This is a genomic window from Pseudomonas paraglycinae (assembly GCF_021601625.1).
GTDB lineage: Bacteria > Pseudomonadota > Gammaproteobacteria > Pseudomonadales > Pseudomonadaceae > Aquipseudomonas > Aquipseudomonas paraglycinae.
In genome coordinates, this window is sequence record NZ_BQHR01000001.1 from 431,464 (window position 1) to 447,226 (window position 15,763).

Annotated in this window: 10 protein-coding genes; 7 read left to right on the forward strand and 3 right to left on the reverse strand. The window is 61.7% G+C overall.

The features are described from left to right. The first annotated feature begins 16 nt into the window (after positions 1–16). Positions 17–907, forward strand: a complete 891-nt coding sequence (locus tag L6D82_RS01895; RefSeq protein WP_236187940.1) for an esterase/lipase family protein — start codon at positions 17–19, stop codon at positions 905–907. Here L6D82_RS01895 and L6D82_RS01900 read toward each other — a convergent pair. Next, a complete protein-coding gene (locus L6D82_RS01900) occupies positions 904–1,797 on the reverse strand; it encodes a DMT family transporter (protein WP_236187941.1) in 894 nt (297 codons plus the stop codon). The two genes, L6D82_RS01895 and L6D82_RS01900, sit on opposite strands and share 4 nt — an antisense overlap. Positions 1,798–1,895: 98 nt before the next feature. Here L6D82_RS01900 and L6D82_RS01905 point away from each other — a divergent pair, with 98 nt between their 5' ends. From L6D82_RS01905 to L6D82_RS01915, 3 genes are all read left to right on the forward strand, one after another. Next, positions 1,896–2,690: an AraC family transcriptional regulator gene (locus L6D82_RS01905; protein WP_085746532.1), complete on the forward strand. Its 795-nt coding sequence runs from the start codon at positions 1,896–1,898 to the stop codon at positions 2,688–2,690. A gap of 63 nt (positions 2,691–2,753) precedes the next feature. Further along, positions 2,754–3,059 (forward strand): PsiF family protein, encoded by a 306-nt coding sequence (locus L6D82_RS01910; RefSeq protein ID WP_085746533.1) that lies wholly within the window; start codon positions 2,754–2,756, stop codon positions 3,057–3,059. 347 nt (positions 3,060–3,406) lie between these two features. Continuing rightward, positions 3,407–4,420, forward strand: coding sequence for an AI-2E family transporter (locus L6D82_RS01915; protein ID WP_007950612.1), 1,014 nt, complete (start codon positions 3,407–3,409; stop codon positions 4,418–4,420). 108 nt (positions 4,421–4,528) lie between these two features. Here L6D82_RS01915 and L6D82_RS01920 read toward each other — a convergent pair whose 3' ends face one another. Continuing rightward, on the reverse strand, positions 4,529–5,797 hold the full coding sequence (locus L6D82_RS01920) for an Hsp70 family protein (RefSeq protein WP_129973473.1): 1,269 nt from the start codon (positions 5,795–5,797) through the stop codon (positions 4,529–4,531). Between the two features lie 293 nt (positions 5,798–6,090). On the opposite strand from L6D82_RS01920, the gene L6D82_RS01925 reads away from it, so the two are divergent. Together L6D82_RS01925 and L6D82_RS01930 are read left to right on the forward strand one after the other, a co-directional pair. Then, complete coding sequence (locus tag L6D82_RS01925; protein WP_102688381.1) at positions 6,091–7,044, forward strand: DnaJ C-terminal domain-containing protein; 954 nt, start codon at positions 6,091–6,093, stop codon at positions 7,042–7,044. 23 nt (positions 7,045–7,067) lie between these two features. Further along, positions 7,068–7,373: a chaperone modulator CbpM gene (locus L6D82_RS01930; protein WP_236187942.1), complete on the forward strand. Its 306-nt coding sequence runs from the start codon at positions 7,068–7,070 to the stop codon at positions 7,371–7,373. Between the two features lie 4 nt (positions 7,374–7,377). Here the strand turns inward: L6D82_RS01930 and L6D82_RS01935 are convergent, their stop codons facing one another. Next, positions 7,378–8,505: a sensor histidine kinase gene (locus tag L6D82_RS01935; RefSeq protein ID WP_085746537.1), complete on the reverse strand. Its 1,128-nt coding sequence runs from the start codon at positions 8,503–8,505 to the stop codon at positions 7,378–7,380. 178 nt (positions 8,506–8,683) lie between these two features. Here L6D82_RS01935 and L6D82_RS01940 point away from each other — a divergent pair, with 178 nt between their 5' ends. Next, a complete protein-coding gene (locus L6D82_RS01940; protein WP_236187944.1) occupies positions 8,684–15,736 on the forward strand; it encodes an NEL-type E3 ubiquitin ligase domain-containing protein in 7,053 nt (2,350 codons plus the stop codon). Positions 15,737–15,763: the final 27 nt, after the last annotated feature.

A 15,763-nucleotide genomic window follows, 5' to 3' on the forward strand; every position in this document is an offset into this window, starting at 1 on the left:
ACAAGGATGTTTGCCCATGGCGCAAGATTCGGCCACACGTTATCCACTGGTGCTGGTGCCGGGAATGCTCGGTTTCATCCGTCTGGTGCTGTACCCGTACTGGTACGGAATCATCAAGGCGTTGCGCCGGGGTGGTGCAACGGTGATTGCGGTGCAGGTGTCGCCGCTCAATTCCACCGAGGTGCGCGGCGAGCAGTTGCTGACGCGCATCGATGAAATCCTTCGGGAGACCGGCGCGGCCAAGGTCAATCTGTTCGGCCATAGCCAGGGTTCGCTGACGGCACGTTACGCGGCGGCCAAGCGACCGGATCTGGTGGCGTCGGTGACGTCGGTTGCCGGGCCCAATCACGGTTCGGAACTGGCCGACTATCTGGCGAAACACTATCCGGCGGACAGCGCCAAGGGCCGAATCCTCGAGGCGCTGTTGCGTTTTGTCGGCTGGCTGATGGCGCTGCTGGAAACCGGTTATCACGGGCCGAAACTGCCGGTGGATATCCACGCTTCGCACCATTCCCTGACCACCGAAGGCGTGGCGCTGTTCAACCAGCGTTATCCACAGGGCCTGCCGCAAACCTGGGGTGGGCACGGGCCGGAAGAGGTCAACGGCGTGCGGTATTACTCGTGGTCCGGCACCTTGCAGCCGGGCAAGACCGATCGCGGTGGCAACCTGTTCGATGGCACCAACCGCAGCTGTCGGTTGTTCGCCAAAACCTTCGTGCGCGAGCCGGGGCAGTGCGATGGCATGGTCGGACGCTACAGCTCGCACCTGGGCACCGTCATCGGCGATGACTACCCGATGGATCACTTCGACATCGTCAACCAGTCGCTGGGTCTGGTTGGCAAAGGCGCGGATCCGGTGCGGCTGTTCGTCGAGCATGCGGCGCGGTTGAAAGCCGCCGGGGTCTAGGCGGCGCTCGGGGTGTGGGAGCGACCGAGGGCGGTGGTCCAGCGCTCGGAAAGAATCACCCCGCCCAGCGTCAGCAAGCCACCGACCAGGTGATACATCGCCAGTTGTTCCTTCAGTACCACTGCGGCAATCAGCGCGGTGATCAGCGGCAGCAGGTTGAAGAACAGCGTGGTCCGGCTCGGGCCCAGACGCTGCACGGCCTGCATCCACGCCAGCGGCGCAAGCATCGAGGCCAGCAGGCACGCGTACAGCACCAGCGGAATGTTCTGCAGGGTCAGGCCGGTTTTCGGTGAAGTCGCGTACAGCGGAAACAACACCACCACCGCCACCAGCACCTGCAAGTACAGCAACACCAATGGCGGCAGGCGCAGCTGCCATTTTTTCAGCAGGGTGCTGTAGATCGCGTAGGCGAGGGTGGCGATCAGCATCATTGCGTCACCCAGGTTCACCCCGTGTTGCAGCAGCGCGCCTAGGCTGCCGGACGACACCACCACCAGCACGCCGGCGAACGATAGCACCGCACCGACCAGCGCACCGGCGGTCAGGCGCTGGCCGAGGCTGATGATCGCCATGGCCAGCGACATCAATGGCATCAACGACAGGATGATGCCCATGTTGGTGGCGCTGGTCATGGTCGCAGCGAAGTAGGCCAGGCTCTGATAGACCGCCATGCCGAGCACGCCGAGGATGAAAATCTTGCCCAGATTCGGGCGGATCTGCGGCCAGTGCGCGATCACCTTTTTGAGCATGAACGGCGTGAACAGCAGACCGGCGAGCAGCCAGCGGTAGAAGCCGATCTCGGCGGGAAAGATCGCACCGACCGCAAGCTTGTTGATCACGGTGTTGCCGGCCCAGATGAAAATCGCCAGCAGGGGAAACGCGTATTGCATGGGAGGAGAAACCAGTACGTTGATGAACGGTGATTATCCCTTGTCTGGATGCAGGCCTATACTGCGAACCGGACAACCCGCCCCTGATTCCGGACAGCATGAACAGTAAACACATCGATCTGCTGGATTTCAGCGAACTGCCGTCGGCGGTGTATTTCCGCTATGCCGACTTCAACGCCCACGAATACGCCGCGCCGCACCGCCATCCGTGGGGCACGCTGGAGTACGCGGCCCACGGCGTGCTGCACATGGATGTCGACGGCAGCCGCTTCATGTCGCCGCCGCAATACGCGGTGTGGGTGCCGCCGCAGGTCGAGCACAGTTTCTACAGCCATCAGCCGGTCAACTATCGGGCGGTGTGTCTGGCCCCGGATGTCTGTTCCGATTTGCCGACGCAGGCCTGCACTCTGGCGATCAGCGACATTCTCAAGGCGATCCTCAAGGACTTCGCCGCCCGTGATGTGAAGATCCCCGCGTTCGAAGCCGACCAGCGTCTGGCCCAGGTGCTGGTGGATCAATTGCGCCAGGCGCCGGTTCACCAATGCTATTTACCTTACGCCAGCAGCCCCGGATTGCTGACCATTCTCGAAACCCTGCAGGCCGAGCCCGGCAACAATCAGCCGCTGGCGCACTGGGCGGCGCAAGTGCATGTCAGCGAGCGCACTCTGGCCCGGCAATTCGTGCGGGAATTGGGGATGAGTTTTGGCGAATGGCGCCAGCGGCTGCGCTATCTCGCGGCCATCGAGGCGCTGGAGTCGGCGCGCAGCGTGCAGGAAATCGCTTTCGATCTCGGCTACAGCAGCGGCTCGGCCTTCATCGCCATGTTTGCCCGGCAGGCCGGATGTACCCCCGAACAATACCGGCGCAGCCATCTTGAGGGCAGGAAGGTGTAACAAGCTTTGACTACACTCAGCCGGAGGCCGCCTCCATCGAGGCGGCGCCAAGGAGAAAACTCCATGAAGATGCTGCGTGTCCCTTTGTTGATGATCGGTCTGCTGCTGTGCTCCCAGGGTTTCGCCGCCACGGCGCAACAGAACAAAATGACCACCTGCAACGCCGACGCCACGGCCAAGAGCCTCAAGGGCGACGAGCGCAAAGCCTTCATGAGCACCTGCCTCAAGGCAACCCCGGCAGCAAACGACGCCAAGGCCCTGACCCCGCAGCAACAGAAAATGAAAACCTGCAACGCCGATGCGGCCACCAAGGCGCTGACGGGTGATGCGCGCAAGACCTTCATGAGTGATTGCCTGAAGAAAAAATAAAGCGGGTTTGAGTGGTGACTGGCAGATGTGTCCGGCTTGGGATCCAGGCCCTCACCCTAACCCTCTCCCAGAGGGAGAGGGGACTGACCGCGTTGTTTCCAGGCATTCTTCGACCTGAAACATCCGGTCGATTATGGATTCGATACAGAGCTTTCAGGTCGCCGGATCACCCGAGCATCCCGCAATCAGTTCCCTCTCCCTACGGGCGGTCCGACGTTTCGGGAGGGCTAGGGTGAGGGGTGGTTCTCAAGCCGAGCCCCAAACCTACAAACACCGCATATCCCTAGTGCTCCCCAAGGATCGCTGGCAGACTGCCAATCCTTTTACGCCGTTCGTTTTGAGGCTGTATGCCAACGTTTTCTGAGCGTCATGTAGTGTTCTGGGTCAGTTGCATCATCATTTTCGGCGGTCTGTTGCTGGTGTTGCCATTGCGTCTGCTGCCCAGCCTGCTGGCCGGGTTGCTGGTGTTCGAACTGGTCAACATGCTCACCCCGCAACTGCAACGGCTGATCGAAGGTCGCCGTGCGCGGTGGCTGGCGGTGGCGCTGCTGGGCACGCTGGTAGTGAGTGTGCTGGCGTTGATCTTTGCCGGGGCCATCAGTTTCCTGTTGCACGAGGCGGAAAACCCCGGCGCTTCCCTCGATAAATTCATGGGCGTGGTCGACCGCGCGCGCGGGCAGCTGCCGCCGTTTCTCGACAGCTACCTGCCGGCCAGTGCCGCCGAATTCCGGGTGGCCATCGGTGAATGGGCGAGCAAGCATTTGTCCGACCTGCAACTGGTGGGCAAGGACGCGGCGCACATGTTCGTGACGCTGCTGATCGGCATGGTGCTGGGCGCGATCATCGCCTTGCAGCGGGTGCCGGACGTCACCAAGCGTAAACCGCTGGCGGCTGCACTGTTCGACCGCCTGCACTTGCTGGTTCAGGCGTTTCGCAACATCGTCTTCGCGCAGATCAAGATTTCCCTGCTCAACACCTTCTTCACCGGGATCTTCCTGGCGGTGATCCTGCCGATGTTCGGGATCAAGCTGCCGCTGACCAAGACCCTGATCGTGCTGACCTTCCTGCTCGGTCTGCTGCCGGTGATCGGCAACCTGATGTCGAACACGCTGATCACCATCGTCGGCCTGTCGCTGTCGATCTGGGTGGCGATTGCGGCGCTGGGCTATCTGATCTTTATCCACAAGCTCGAATACTTTCTCAACGCGCGCATCGTCGGCGGGCAGATCAGTGCCAAGTCCTGGGAGTTGCTGCTGGCAATGCTGGTGTTCGAGGCCGCGTTCGGCCTGCCGGGGGTGGTGGCGGGGCCGATCTATTACGCGTATCTGAAGAGTGAGCTGAAGCTGGGCGGGATGGTTTAAAAGCAGCTGCGAGTTTTGAGCTGCAAGCCGCAAGAAAAAGGCAAGAGCGGTGGTCGCTCTTGCCTTTGCTTTTACTTGTAGCTTGAAGCTTGCAACTTGAGGCTGGCGTTAAACGCCGTAGCGTTTCATGGCTTCAATCGCCAGACCGCTACCGATACTGCCAAAGATATTCCCTTCCACATGCCGCGCGTTCGGCAGCATCGCCGAGACGCTGTTGCGCAGAGCCGGAATACCGCTCGAACCGCCAGTGAAGAACACCGTATCAACCTGACCCACCGCCACGTTGGCGTCTGCCAGCAACTGGGTGACGCTGCCGCGCACGCGCTCCAGCTGCGACTCGATCGCCGACTCGAACAACGCCCGGGTCAGTTCCACGCTCAGGCCCGGCTCGATGCGATCCAGCGGCACATGGCGGCTGTCGTTGTGGGTCAGGTGGATCTTGGTTTCTTCCACTTCCATCGCCAGCCAGTGCCCGGCGCGCTGTTCGATCAGCTTGAACAGACGGTCGATGCCGCCGGTGTCCTCGATGTCGTAACGCATGCTGCCCAGGGCCAGGGTCGATTTCTGCGAGTACACCGAGTTGATGGTGTGCCAGGTCGCCAGGTTCATGTGGTGGCTGGTCGGCATGAACGCGCCGCTTTTCATGCGGCTGCCGTAGCCGAACAGCGGCATCAGGCCTTGCAGGCTCAATTGTTTGTCGAAGTCGGTCCCGCCGATGTGCACGCCGCCGGTGGCGAGGATGTCGTCGTGACGGTTATCCACACCACGACGCTCTGGCGACAGGCGCACCAGCGAGAAGTCTGACGTACCGCCGCCGATGTCGACGATCAGCACCAGTTCTTCCTTTTCGATGGTCGACTCGTAGTCGAAGGCCGCAGCGATCGGCTCGTACTGGAACGACACGTCCTTGAAACCGAGTTTGCGCGCCACTTCCACCAGGGTGTCTTCGGCTTCCTGGTCGGCCAGCGGATCGTCGTCGACGAAGAACACCGGGCGGCCCAGTACAACCTGCTCGAACTCCCGACCGGCGGCAGTTTCCGCGCGGCTCTTGAGCTGGCCGATGAACAGCCCGAGCAAGTCCTTGAACGGCATCGCGGTGCCGAGGACGCTGGTGTCGTGCTTGATCAGCTTGGAACCGAGCAGGCTCTTGAGCGAGCGCATCAGCCGGCCTTCATAGCCTTCCAGGTACTCGTGCAGCGCCAGACGGCCGTAAACCGGGCGGCGCTCTTCGATGTTGAAAAAGACCACCGACGGCAGGGTGATCTTGTCGTCTTCCAGCGCGATCATCGTTTCCATGCCGGGGCGCAGCCAGCCGACGGTGGAGTTGGACGTGCCGAAGTCGATGCCGCAGGCACGGGCTGGAGAGGCGTCTTTCATGGTCTTTCGGTTCCGGTCAAAAAAACGGCCGCGCAGTGTATGTCAGTGCGCGACAGATTCGAAGGCCGGTCATCTGCTATTTCACGACTAAGCTTGCTTGAAACTCGGCGCTTTGCCCCAAACTTGCTGGCATGGGCCGGCAGAAATACCGGCGGTCGCAAGAACCGCCGTCCACTGCCGATAAACTTCTGCGGCGCCACCCGGTCACAAACTTGAGATCGGTCAACCCGGCACGCGCGAATAGGCGCATGCTGGGATCGGCGCGAAATCGATAACGGATGGTGATTCCTTCGATGGACTTCAAAGACTATTACAAGATACTCGGCGTGGAGCCGACGGCTGACGACAAGGCAATCAAGGCTGCCTATCGCAAGCTGGCGCGCAAATACCACCCCGATGTCAGCAAGGAAAAGGACGCCGAGGCCAAGTTCAAGGACGCCTCGGAAGCCTATGAAGCGCTGAAAAGTGCCGACAAACGCGCCGAATACGATGACCTGCGCCGTTACGGCCAGCACGGTCAGCCGTTCCAGGGCCCGCCGGGCTGGCAGAGCCGTGGCGGCTTTGGCAACAGTGGCGGTCAGGACACCGGTGACTTTTCGGACTTCTTCAGTTCGATCTTCGGCAATCGCGGCCCCGGTTTCGGTGGTGGCGCTGGCCGGCAATCCCGCAGCGCCGGACGGCGAGGGCAAGACGTGGAACTGGAACTGCCGATCTTTCTGGAAGAGACGCTTTCGAACGAATCGAAAAAGATCAGCTTTCAGGTGCCGCAATACAACGGTTCGGGCCAGCACGTCAGCAACACCAGCAAGAGCCTGAACGTGAAGATCCCGGCCGGCGTGGCCGACGGCGAGCGCATCCGCCTCAAGGGTCAGGGCGCACCGGGCATTGGTGGCGGCGCCAATGGCGATCTGTATCTGACCATCCGTTTCGCGCCGCACCCGAAATTCGACGTCGAAGGCGAAAACCTGATCATCACCTTGCCGCTTGCTCCCTGGGAGCTGGCGCTGGGCGCCGAAGTGGCCGTGCCGACCCTGACCGGCAAGATCAACCTCAAGGTCCCGGCCGGCAGCCAGAATGGCCAGCGCATGCGAGCCAAGGGCCACGGCCTGCAGAACAAGGCCGGCGAGCGCGGTTATCTGTTCGTCCAGCTCAAGGCCGTGATGCCCAAAGCCAACGGCGATGACGTCAAGGCGCTGTGGCAGGAACTGGCGAAGAAGGCCGCCTTCAATCCGCGAGAGAACTTCTGATACTGACGACGGAGTAGCCCATCATGAGCAGCCCCCTGATCGTTCAACTGGACATGGCAGAATTCTGTGAGGCGGCCGACCTGTCGGACGTCTACGTGATCGAAATCGTCGAACACGGCATCCTCGAACCTCAGGGCGCGCAGCCCCGGGAATGGCGCTTCACCGACTACGAACTGGCCCTGGCAAAACGCGCCGCCAAGCTGCGGCGCGACCTTGACCTGGAATGGGAAGGCGTCGCCCTGGCGCTGGACCTGCTGGAAGAAGTGCAGGAGTTGCGATCCGAGAACCGCATGCTCCGTCAGCGTCTGGCGCGGCTGGTGGTCGAGTAGCGCTTCAAACCTGTCTGGGCAGCGTCACGCTGAACAGCGTTCCGTCGGCTTCGCTTGAACTGACTTCGATCGTCCCGCCGTGGGCGGTCACCACTTCCTTGATGATGAACAGGCCCAGACCGAGGCTGGTCGACGGCTGGCCGAGTTCTTCGTCGGCACTGCGCACCAATGGATCGAAAATCGTACCGATGGCTTCTGCGGGAATGGGGTTGCCGCAGTTGTGCACGGTCAGAAGCACGTGCCCGGCTTCTCCCTTCAACGTCACGATCACTTCGCGCGGATCAGACCCATGCTGCAAGGCATTGCCGATCAGATTCTGCAGCAGTTGATCGATCCGTCCGGCATCCCAGTTGCCACGGGTGTCACCCTCGGTTTTCAGTGTCGGATCACTTTCCGGATTGCCGGCGCAGGCTTCGGCGATGGCCGCGCGCGCCGCGTCGGCCAGGTCCATCGGTGCCGGTTCGATCGGCAGGCTCTTGCCCAGGCGGCTGCGCACCAGTTCCAGCAGGTCGCTGACCATCGCTGCCATATGCCGCGCGCCCTGTCTGATGTTCAGCGCGCAGGTCAGCGCATCGCCTTCCAGCGCCGTTTTGCGCATCAGCAATTCGGTGGACATGCTGACCGCTTGCAACGGTGCGCGCAGGTCATGGCCGAGGATGGCGAGAAAGATATCCCGTGAATGAGCAACCTGTTCGGCGTAAGCGGCCGTCGATTCGGCCAGGGCTTCATCAACGGCTTCGTTGAAACGGATCATGTCCTGAAAGTACGCGATGTCCGGTGATTCCAGACTGTTGACCCAGAGGCGGATCACACAGGCACGCAAATGACGGAACTCGGACGTCATCTGCACCAGATCGAAACCCACTGTATGGCGCAACTCTCCGTGGCTGGCACCGGCCTCGTCCAGGCTCGGGGTTTTCTCCGGGCCTTCGCCTTTGGCTTTGGCAATCTGCTCGCTGGCGGTCTGTGCGGTGTCCATGTCGCGGGCGGCGGCCAGCAGAATCTCTCTGGCATGATCGCGCAGCGCCGTTCTGTCCATGGTCTCGGCCGCCGGGGTGATGGTCCTGGCGAACTGTTCCCACTCCTCGACGATGTGATCCGCGTGTTGCCGGATAAATTCGGATAAACGCATGTCCGGGTTCCTGGAAATTCAAGTCGGGGCGTTCGAATATTAGCCCCTTTGGGCGGGAATGAAAGTGCCGCTCGGGCCTGAAATCTCCGCTGACAAGACGCCGTGCCGCGATACCTATGTACCGCCGCCGTTGAGGCTCGCCATGGTCTGCTTTCGCTCCATTTCAAGGAGTGAAACCATGCCCGAAATCCCTGTCTCCCTCTCTTCAACCGATAACGTCACCTCCTCGCCGGGGCCGCTCGCGACGCAAAGTCTGCACGCCGATTTCCTGCACAAGGCCAGCCCGGACTGGTTGGTCAACGCACCGGTTCGGCAGCAGGACGCGCTGAAAAATGCCAATGCCGCCACGCCGGACTGGTACAGGCGCGCATCGCGCGATCAACGCAAAGCCGTGGGCGATGCCGTGACCGCCAGCGTCGCCGCCCAGACCCGCCTGGATAACGCCATGTCAACCTTTCAGGACATCGACAGCTTCGCCGCGCCGTTGTTGACCAGGGCCCTCAAGGACCGCTTCAACGTGACGCTGGACGTCAGCAAGACCTGGCTGGTGCTGAACAAACCGGTGGAGATGGGCATCTTCGCCATCGACATCGATTACTTTGAGGTATTGAAACTGCCTCTGCTACAGGCGGCGCTGCACAACTTCGAAGCCCGCGAATGCAAAAGCGGGGCTTTTCATGAAACATCGGGATTTCGCAGTGAAAGCCTGGAACCCGGCACCCTTGCGCCGTTGAGCACTTCCCTGACGGTCGAGCAGTTCACCGGCCTGTGCCGCTCGCTGGATATCGGGGCGAAATACCAGGCTTACCTCAAGGATTTCCTGCACCCCAGGGACGCGGTGGCCGAGCACGCGCTGCGCGATAAATTCATCGACGCCCATAAAACCGCATTGCGTGCGGCTGCCGAACTGGCATTGGTCAAAGGTGATATCGGGCGTGAAGACTACGCCTCGATTCGTTCAATCCTCGACGGTGAGCTGGCACCGGTTCAGGGCGATCGGCAGATATGGTTTCGCGATCTGAGCCTGATGGGCCGGCGCATGACTGGCTGCGTCATGTTCACGATCTGTGAGAAGTACCGTTACAGCGACGATTCGATTCTGTATATCCCGGGCGATCCCTGTCACCCGCTCAAGCGCTACAGGGGCGGGGAGATGGCCGCGATGTTCAAGCGGCGGTTCACCGCACCCGATGCTACTCAGGCTCATCCAGCGGAACCCAACGGCTACCAACGGTTTTTCAGCCAGTTCGTCGCGTATGGCGACCGCTCGCGTTACTTCGGCCAGTTCACTGACGACCCGCCGAACCGTACGCTCGCCCAAAGGCTGGCTCCCTATGAAGCGCTGCTCAATGAGTTTTACAAAGCGGTCAATCCATTCAACGCCGCCCTGACCGGTATTCACGAACTGCCGCCTGCGCCGTCGATCGAGCAGGTGCCGAACACCGATCCCTATCTGAACCCGGTCGGCCTGCCGCGCAAAGGCCATGGCATCTGGGCGCAAAACGTTGACTTGTGGGATTACCTTTATCACCGGCATCGCGACCGGATGATGGACGATGCCCGCAGCCATGCAGTGCCGACGGCGGATGTCGATGCCAAAGTGCGTTCGGAAAAATTCGCCGGATTGTTGAACATCGGCATGCTGGTGCTGATGGGCGTCTCGATGTTCGTGCCGGTTTTGGGTGAAGTGATGATGGTGGTGATGGCCGGGCAACTGCTCGAAGAAACCCTTGAAGGCGCCATCGAGTGGAGCGAGGGTGATCGCAAGGCCGCCAAGGCGCATCTGATCGATGTCGCGCAGAACCTGGCGTTGATTGCCTTGATGGCGGGTGCCGGCAAAGGGCTCGCCCGGCTGACCGCCGCCCGATCGACACCGGTCATCGAGAACCTGCATCAGGTGGAAATGCCCGACGGCACGGCCCGCTTGTGGAAGCCTGATCTGAGTGGCTACGAGAGTCCGGTCACACTGGACGCGAACGTTGTACCGAATGCGCTGGGGCAGTACGAGTCGGGAGGAAAAACCTGCATCCGCCTCGACGGCAAGACTTACCAGCAGACTTACGACGAGTCGCTCAAAGCCTGGCGCATCCAGCATCCGAGCGATTCGCAGGCCTATCAGCCGCCCCTGACGCATAACGGCGCCGGTGCATGGCGGCATACCCTGGAACGCCCGCAGGACTGGGACCGGTTGATGTTGTTGCGGCGTATCGGCCACAGCACTGACCCGTTTGCTGACGAGCAATTATTGACGATGGCCGATGTGGCCGGTGTCAGCGACAACGCCTTGCGCAAGATGCACCTGGACAACGCCTTGCCGCCGCCGGAACTGGCCGATGCCATGCAACTGTTCAACGCCGAGCGCGATGCCGGATCGATCGTCGAACAGGCAACCGGCACTCAGGCAGTCGACAGTCGCTTCATGCATCTGTTGCCGCTGCTTCCCGACATGCCACGCTGGCCGTTCGGGCGCAGGCTGCAGATCTTCGACAATCCTGACTTCTCGGGGCGGGCAATCGGTTACGGGACGAAGCGCGGCGGCAAGGCGCCGATCCGGATCAGCCGGGCCGAGGTGCTGAACGGTGAGCTACCGAGCCGGATACTCGCGGCACTGGATGAGGCGGAGACGGTGCGTCTGCTGGGTGGCGAGCCTGCACGGGTTCGCGCGTCGAGGGCCCAGGAGTTCTCCAGGCAGATTGCCGACTACGCCAGCGCGCACCAGCCTGCGTTGTTCGACAGTCTTCTCAAGGCAACCGAGCCAGTCGAGCCCCGGGCGGCAAAGCTGCAACGAGTCGTCCCCGGGCTGACCGGGCGGGCCGCAACAGCTGCGTTGGGCGAGGCCAACGCCGAGGAACTGGCCCGATTGGACGGCACTGCGAAGGTCCCTTCGCATTTGCAGGAGCTCGGTCGCTGGTATGGCCAGCAAGGACGCCTTACCCGGGCGCTGGCCGGGTTGCGCAGTGAGACCATGGCCTCGCCCGACAGCCGTCATCTCGCGTTGCAGACATTGGGTCGGCTGCCGGGCTGGTCGGATGACGTGCGTCTGGAACTCCGCGAAGGCAGTATCAGCGGCCCGCTGCTGGATGCCATCGGCAGCGAAACGGCCTCTGCGCACAAGTATCTGGTCAAGTACGCCGATGCCTTTCAAGCCGCCAACGAGCGTGGCGAGCCGCTCAATGGCATTCCCCACAGGGGGGATAACTTTTTCAGCTCGTTGATGCATGCCTTGCCCGATCCGGCACGGCAGGCGCTGGGGCTGCCGCATGTCGGACAGAGCGTCGAGCTGCAAGGTGCGATCGCTGAACGAGCGCTTGCCGAGCGCAGTCAGTCGGCCTGGCTTCTGCGTGCAGGCGCCGCAGAAAAACCATGGTTCAAGCCGCCGCAGCGTATTGCCTCCCGACTGCTTGGCTATCGCGCGAGTGGCGATGGGCCGGGGCCGGATCCGTCGTTGACCGGTCACGTCCAGAATGTCTACCCGGATCTTACCGATGTTCAGGCACGCGGTTTCATCCTTGAACAATGGCGTCTGGGCAAGAATGACCAGCAGATCTTTCATTTGCTCAATAATCGATTGAGCGAGTGGCGGAGTCTGGAAACAACGCTCGATCAATGGTTGATGTCGCAGAATTTGCGTTTGCGCGCTTCTCGGGACGAGTTCGTCAGTGTGGTGCAAAACATCAAGGACTGTTGGCGCAATGCACCGTTGGCCGGACACGATCCGCAAGCGGCCCGCCTGACGCTGATCAGTGACGCGTCGCTGCCTTCGTTGGCGGCGGACTTTTCCCATGTGCGCGAACTGATGTTGCGCGTTCCGGTCGTGGGCGACACGCTTGCGGCATTTCCCAATGTCGAGAAACTGACATTGACCGCCAGTGTTGCGGAGTTCGACAAAGTGCTCGCGACGTTGAGGACGTTGCGGCACATGACCCGCCTGAAACTTTCCACACCGATTACCGGGCAAGTGGCGACACGGCTTCGGGAACTGAACCGGCTTGAAGAGCTGGAGCTGCACTGTTCCTCTGGAGGCATGAACCCGGTGGTGCCCATGACGCTCGACGTCGGCGGCATGCGCCAATTGCGCAGGCTCGAAATCGGCAGCCCGCAAATGCACCAGTGGCCGCGCGGTGTTCTGGACTTGCCACGACTGGAACGCCTGAATTTGCGATCAACCGCGATCAATAGCCTGCCGATGGAAATCTATGAAGGCCATCAGCGGCTGTTGTCCGGCCTGTCGCTGGACTGGTCGAAATTCCCGCGTCGGGTGTTCAAGCCGATCTACGAATTTATCCGCAGCCAGCCCCGGCATTTGATCGATCTGGACGAAATGGTCGCGGATTACTGCCGCGGTGAGCTCAAGCGTTTTGTCGGCATGGAGCCGAGCCTTTTCGATGTCCTGAGTACGGGGTTCAAGGCGCAATGGCCAGACATCGGCAGCCGCTTCGCCGCGATCGAATCCCTGAGCGAGCAGTTCAGCGAACTCAACCGGCTTCAGGAGTGGGTCGGTTCCGAGCCGACGGTCCTCAACGGCGGTGCAGTACGTTCGGCAGTGGCCGAGGCGCTGAAGACCAGCTGGCGCAGCGGGTTGTTCCAGCGTTATGGCGCGCGCACCGAGAGCCTGTTTTACAACCTGTATGTCAGCCTGCCCAATGATGCCTCGGTGCTGGATATTCTCGGCTCGCCGGTGGACAGTCTGCCGGCCCTGTCGCCTGAGGGGTTCGCTCATGTCAGAAGTCTGAATCTGGCCGGGTTGCAGGCCCCGGTCGAACAGTTGCGCGGTTTTATCCGCACGTTTCGCGGGGTCGATAACCTCGACCTGAGCCATTGTGGCTTGACCGAACTGCCGCTGGACTCAAGCGATCTGCCGGCACTCGAAACCCTGAACCTGCATGACAACCCGCTGAACAGCATCGATGTGCGCGGGATGAATCGCCTGATGGCACTGGACCTTAGCGCGACGACCCTGCGCGAATGGCCGGTCGGTGCGGAGTCTCTGCCGGAGCTGACCTGGCTGGATCTCAGCGACAGTCAGTTGACCGCGCTGCCGGAGGCGTTGCTGGCGCGTGATGCGTTGTTGCTTGATACCAGCCTGGTTGGCACACCGCTTACCGAGCAGGCCAAAGTGTCGCTGGGCAGTGCGCGCCAGCGCATCGAAGAGGCCAGAGGTCTGATGCCTGGATCGCTTCAGCGCTTTGCCCTGGAAGAACCGCGCCATCGCACGCCGCCTGCGGAAAGCGGCTCGGTGATCGCCCGGCGGTTGCTGCCGCTGCCTCCGCTCACGGCAACGGGCGAGGGGGCGGCCGGGTGGGCTGCTCGCGTCCGGCGTTTGCGTCCGCAGTACGACAGCGCGCAGGCGCAGCAGGCGATAGTACGGATGCAGGGCGCCGGGTTGACCGAGGTGCAGATCGGTGCGCGAATCGACGCATGGGAGCAGACATTCGAGTCGCTGACCCGGCGTCTGAACGATTGGCTGTTCACCCATGAAACCCGCGGCATGGATTGGGTCGTGTCATCGCGCACCCGCCAACTTGCGGCGCAGCGGATCATCGAATGCTGGCGTGAAGGTACGATTGACTGGAATGGCGTGACTGATCGAGAGCTGAACCTCGACGGTCTGCAAGTCGGCAATCTGCCTGAACTGTCAGAGGCGTTTCCTGCGGTGAGCACCCTGAATCTGGCGGGGGTCAAGCTTTCCACCGATGGCTCCAGTGCTTTCCTCAGGGCATTCACGCAGGTGCGAAAGCTCAACCTCAGCGGCAACCACTTGCCGGCAATCCCTGAGCCTGTCGGGCAAATGCGTCAGCTGGAACGACTGGAACTGTCACTCACCGGCCTCGCGGATTCCGCAGCGCTGGATCAAGCGCTCGAGGGGCTGTCGCAGTTGCAGTGGCTGGACCTGAGCCATAACGGCCTGCGCACATTCAGCGTCACTCGTCTCGAGCGACTGGAACGGCTGGACCTGCGTGACAACCTGCTCACGGCATGGCCGGAAGGCGTGCTGCAAGCGCCCCGTCTGCGAGTGATCGACCTGAGCAACAACGAGATCTCGTCGATTCCTGTCGAGTTGTACGACCGCGACCATGCCATGTTGCTCGCCGGCAGCAATCTGTCGGAGAACTACGAGATATCGCAGCAAAGCCTGATGCGCCTGCGTGAGTACGCCGATGCCCATGGGCGTCGCGATGTGTTGGGTATGACGTATGCCGATATCGACCGGATGATCGATGACATGGAAAGTACGACCGAAAGCGACGACGAAGGCGCGGGTACAGAGAGTGATGCAGAACCGGATGAAGTGGTCCCGACACTCGCTGAAAGCATCCTCGAACAACAAGCCGCGCCCTGGATTGAAAACATCCCGCAAGAGGACGCCGCACGATATCGGGCCATGTGGCAGCGGTTGGCTGCCGAGCCTGACAACGGGGCGTTCTTCCATCTGCTTTCACGGATGCCGGACACCGAAGAGTTCCGGGTGTTTCGCGCCGACCTGACCCGGCGCGTGTGGGAAGTTGTCGAGGCGGCGGATGGCAGTCAGGAGCTGCGCGACACGCTGTTTTCGATGGCGACCACCCACACCACCTGTGTTGATGGCCGCACCCTGGCGCTCAGTGAAATCGAGGTCAAGGTCTTCGAGTACAACGCCTTGCGACACTTGCAGCCCGGCCTCGCGGCGAAGGGGCGCGCCTTGCTCGACTTGTCGCGGCAGCTGTTCCGCCTGGGCGAGGTGGAAAAACTGGCCGCACGCAGCATGGGCCGTCACGCCGATCCGGCGGAAGTGCGACTGCAATACCGGATCGGTCTGACTTCAGGCTGGGAGGACGGTCTGCAACTGCCGGGGCAACCCAGCCACATGCGATTTGCCCGGCCGATCAGGGGCGAGGAGCTGGCGACCGCGCGTGACGCCGTCGTGAAGGCGGAAAAAGGCGAGCGGTTCTATGAAGAACTGATCAGCCGCGATTACTGGGTGCAGTACCTGACCGAGAAGTACCCGGATGAGCTCGGTGCGCTCAAGCGCAGCGCGGATGAAAAGCTGCAACGACTTGAGGACGAATATGAGGGCGTGACCAGCACGGCATACCAAGAGGCGGTTCAGGCGCTCGAGATCGAGCGTGGTATCGAGCGCAACCAGCAACTGATTGCCCTGTCGCGCCTGGAAACCGGCGAACCGGTGACGGTCGGGCTCGACGATGAGCAGCCTGGTACTTCAGGTTATCTGATGGACACCTCAACCCGCTGAGGCGCCGCCAGCCCCGATCGTCGAAAG

Bases quoted from the DNA above. Each gene is read 5' to 3' on its own strand.
- L6D82_RS01895 (WP_236187940.1), top strand. From the start codon at position 17: ATGGCGCAAGATTCGGCCACACGTTATCCACTGGTGCTGGTGCCGGGA.
- L6D82_RS01900 (WP_236187941.1), bottom strand. From the start codon at position 1,797: ATGCAATACGCGTTTCCCCTGCTGGCGATTTTCATCTGGGCCGGCAAC.
- L6D82_RS01905 (WP_085746532.1), top strand. From the start codon at position 1,896: ATGAACAGTAAACACATCGATCTGCTGGATTTCAGCGAACTGCCGTCG.
- L6D82_RS01910 (WP_085746533.1), top strand. From the start codon at position 2,754: ATGAAGATGCTGCGTGTCCCTTTGTTGATGATCGGTCTGCTGCTGTGC.
- L6D82_RS01915 (WP_007950612.1), top strand. From the start codon at position 3,407: ATGCCAACGTTTTCTGAGCGTCATGTAGTGTTCTGGGTCAGTTGCATC.
- L6D82_RS01920 (WP_129973473.1), bottom strand. From the start codon at position 5,797: ATGAAAGACGCCTCTCCAGCCCGTGCCTGCGGCATCGACTTCGGCACG.
- L6D82_RS01925 (WP_102688381.1), top strand. From the start codon at position 6,091: ATGGACTTCAAAGACTATTACAAGATACTCGGCGTGGAGCCGACGGCT.
- L6D82_RS01930 (WP_236187942.1), top strand. From the start codon at position 7,068: ATGAGCAGCCCCCTGATCGTTCAACTGGACATGGCAGAATTCTGTGAG.
- L6D82_RS01935 (WP_085746537.1), bottom strand. From the start codon at position 8,505: ATGCGTTTATCCGAATTTATCCGGCAACACGCGGATCACATCGTCGAG.
- L6D82_RS01940 (WP_236187944.1), top strand. From the start codon at position 8,684: ATGCCCGAAATCCCTGTCTCCCTCTCTTCAACCGATAACGTCACCTCC.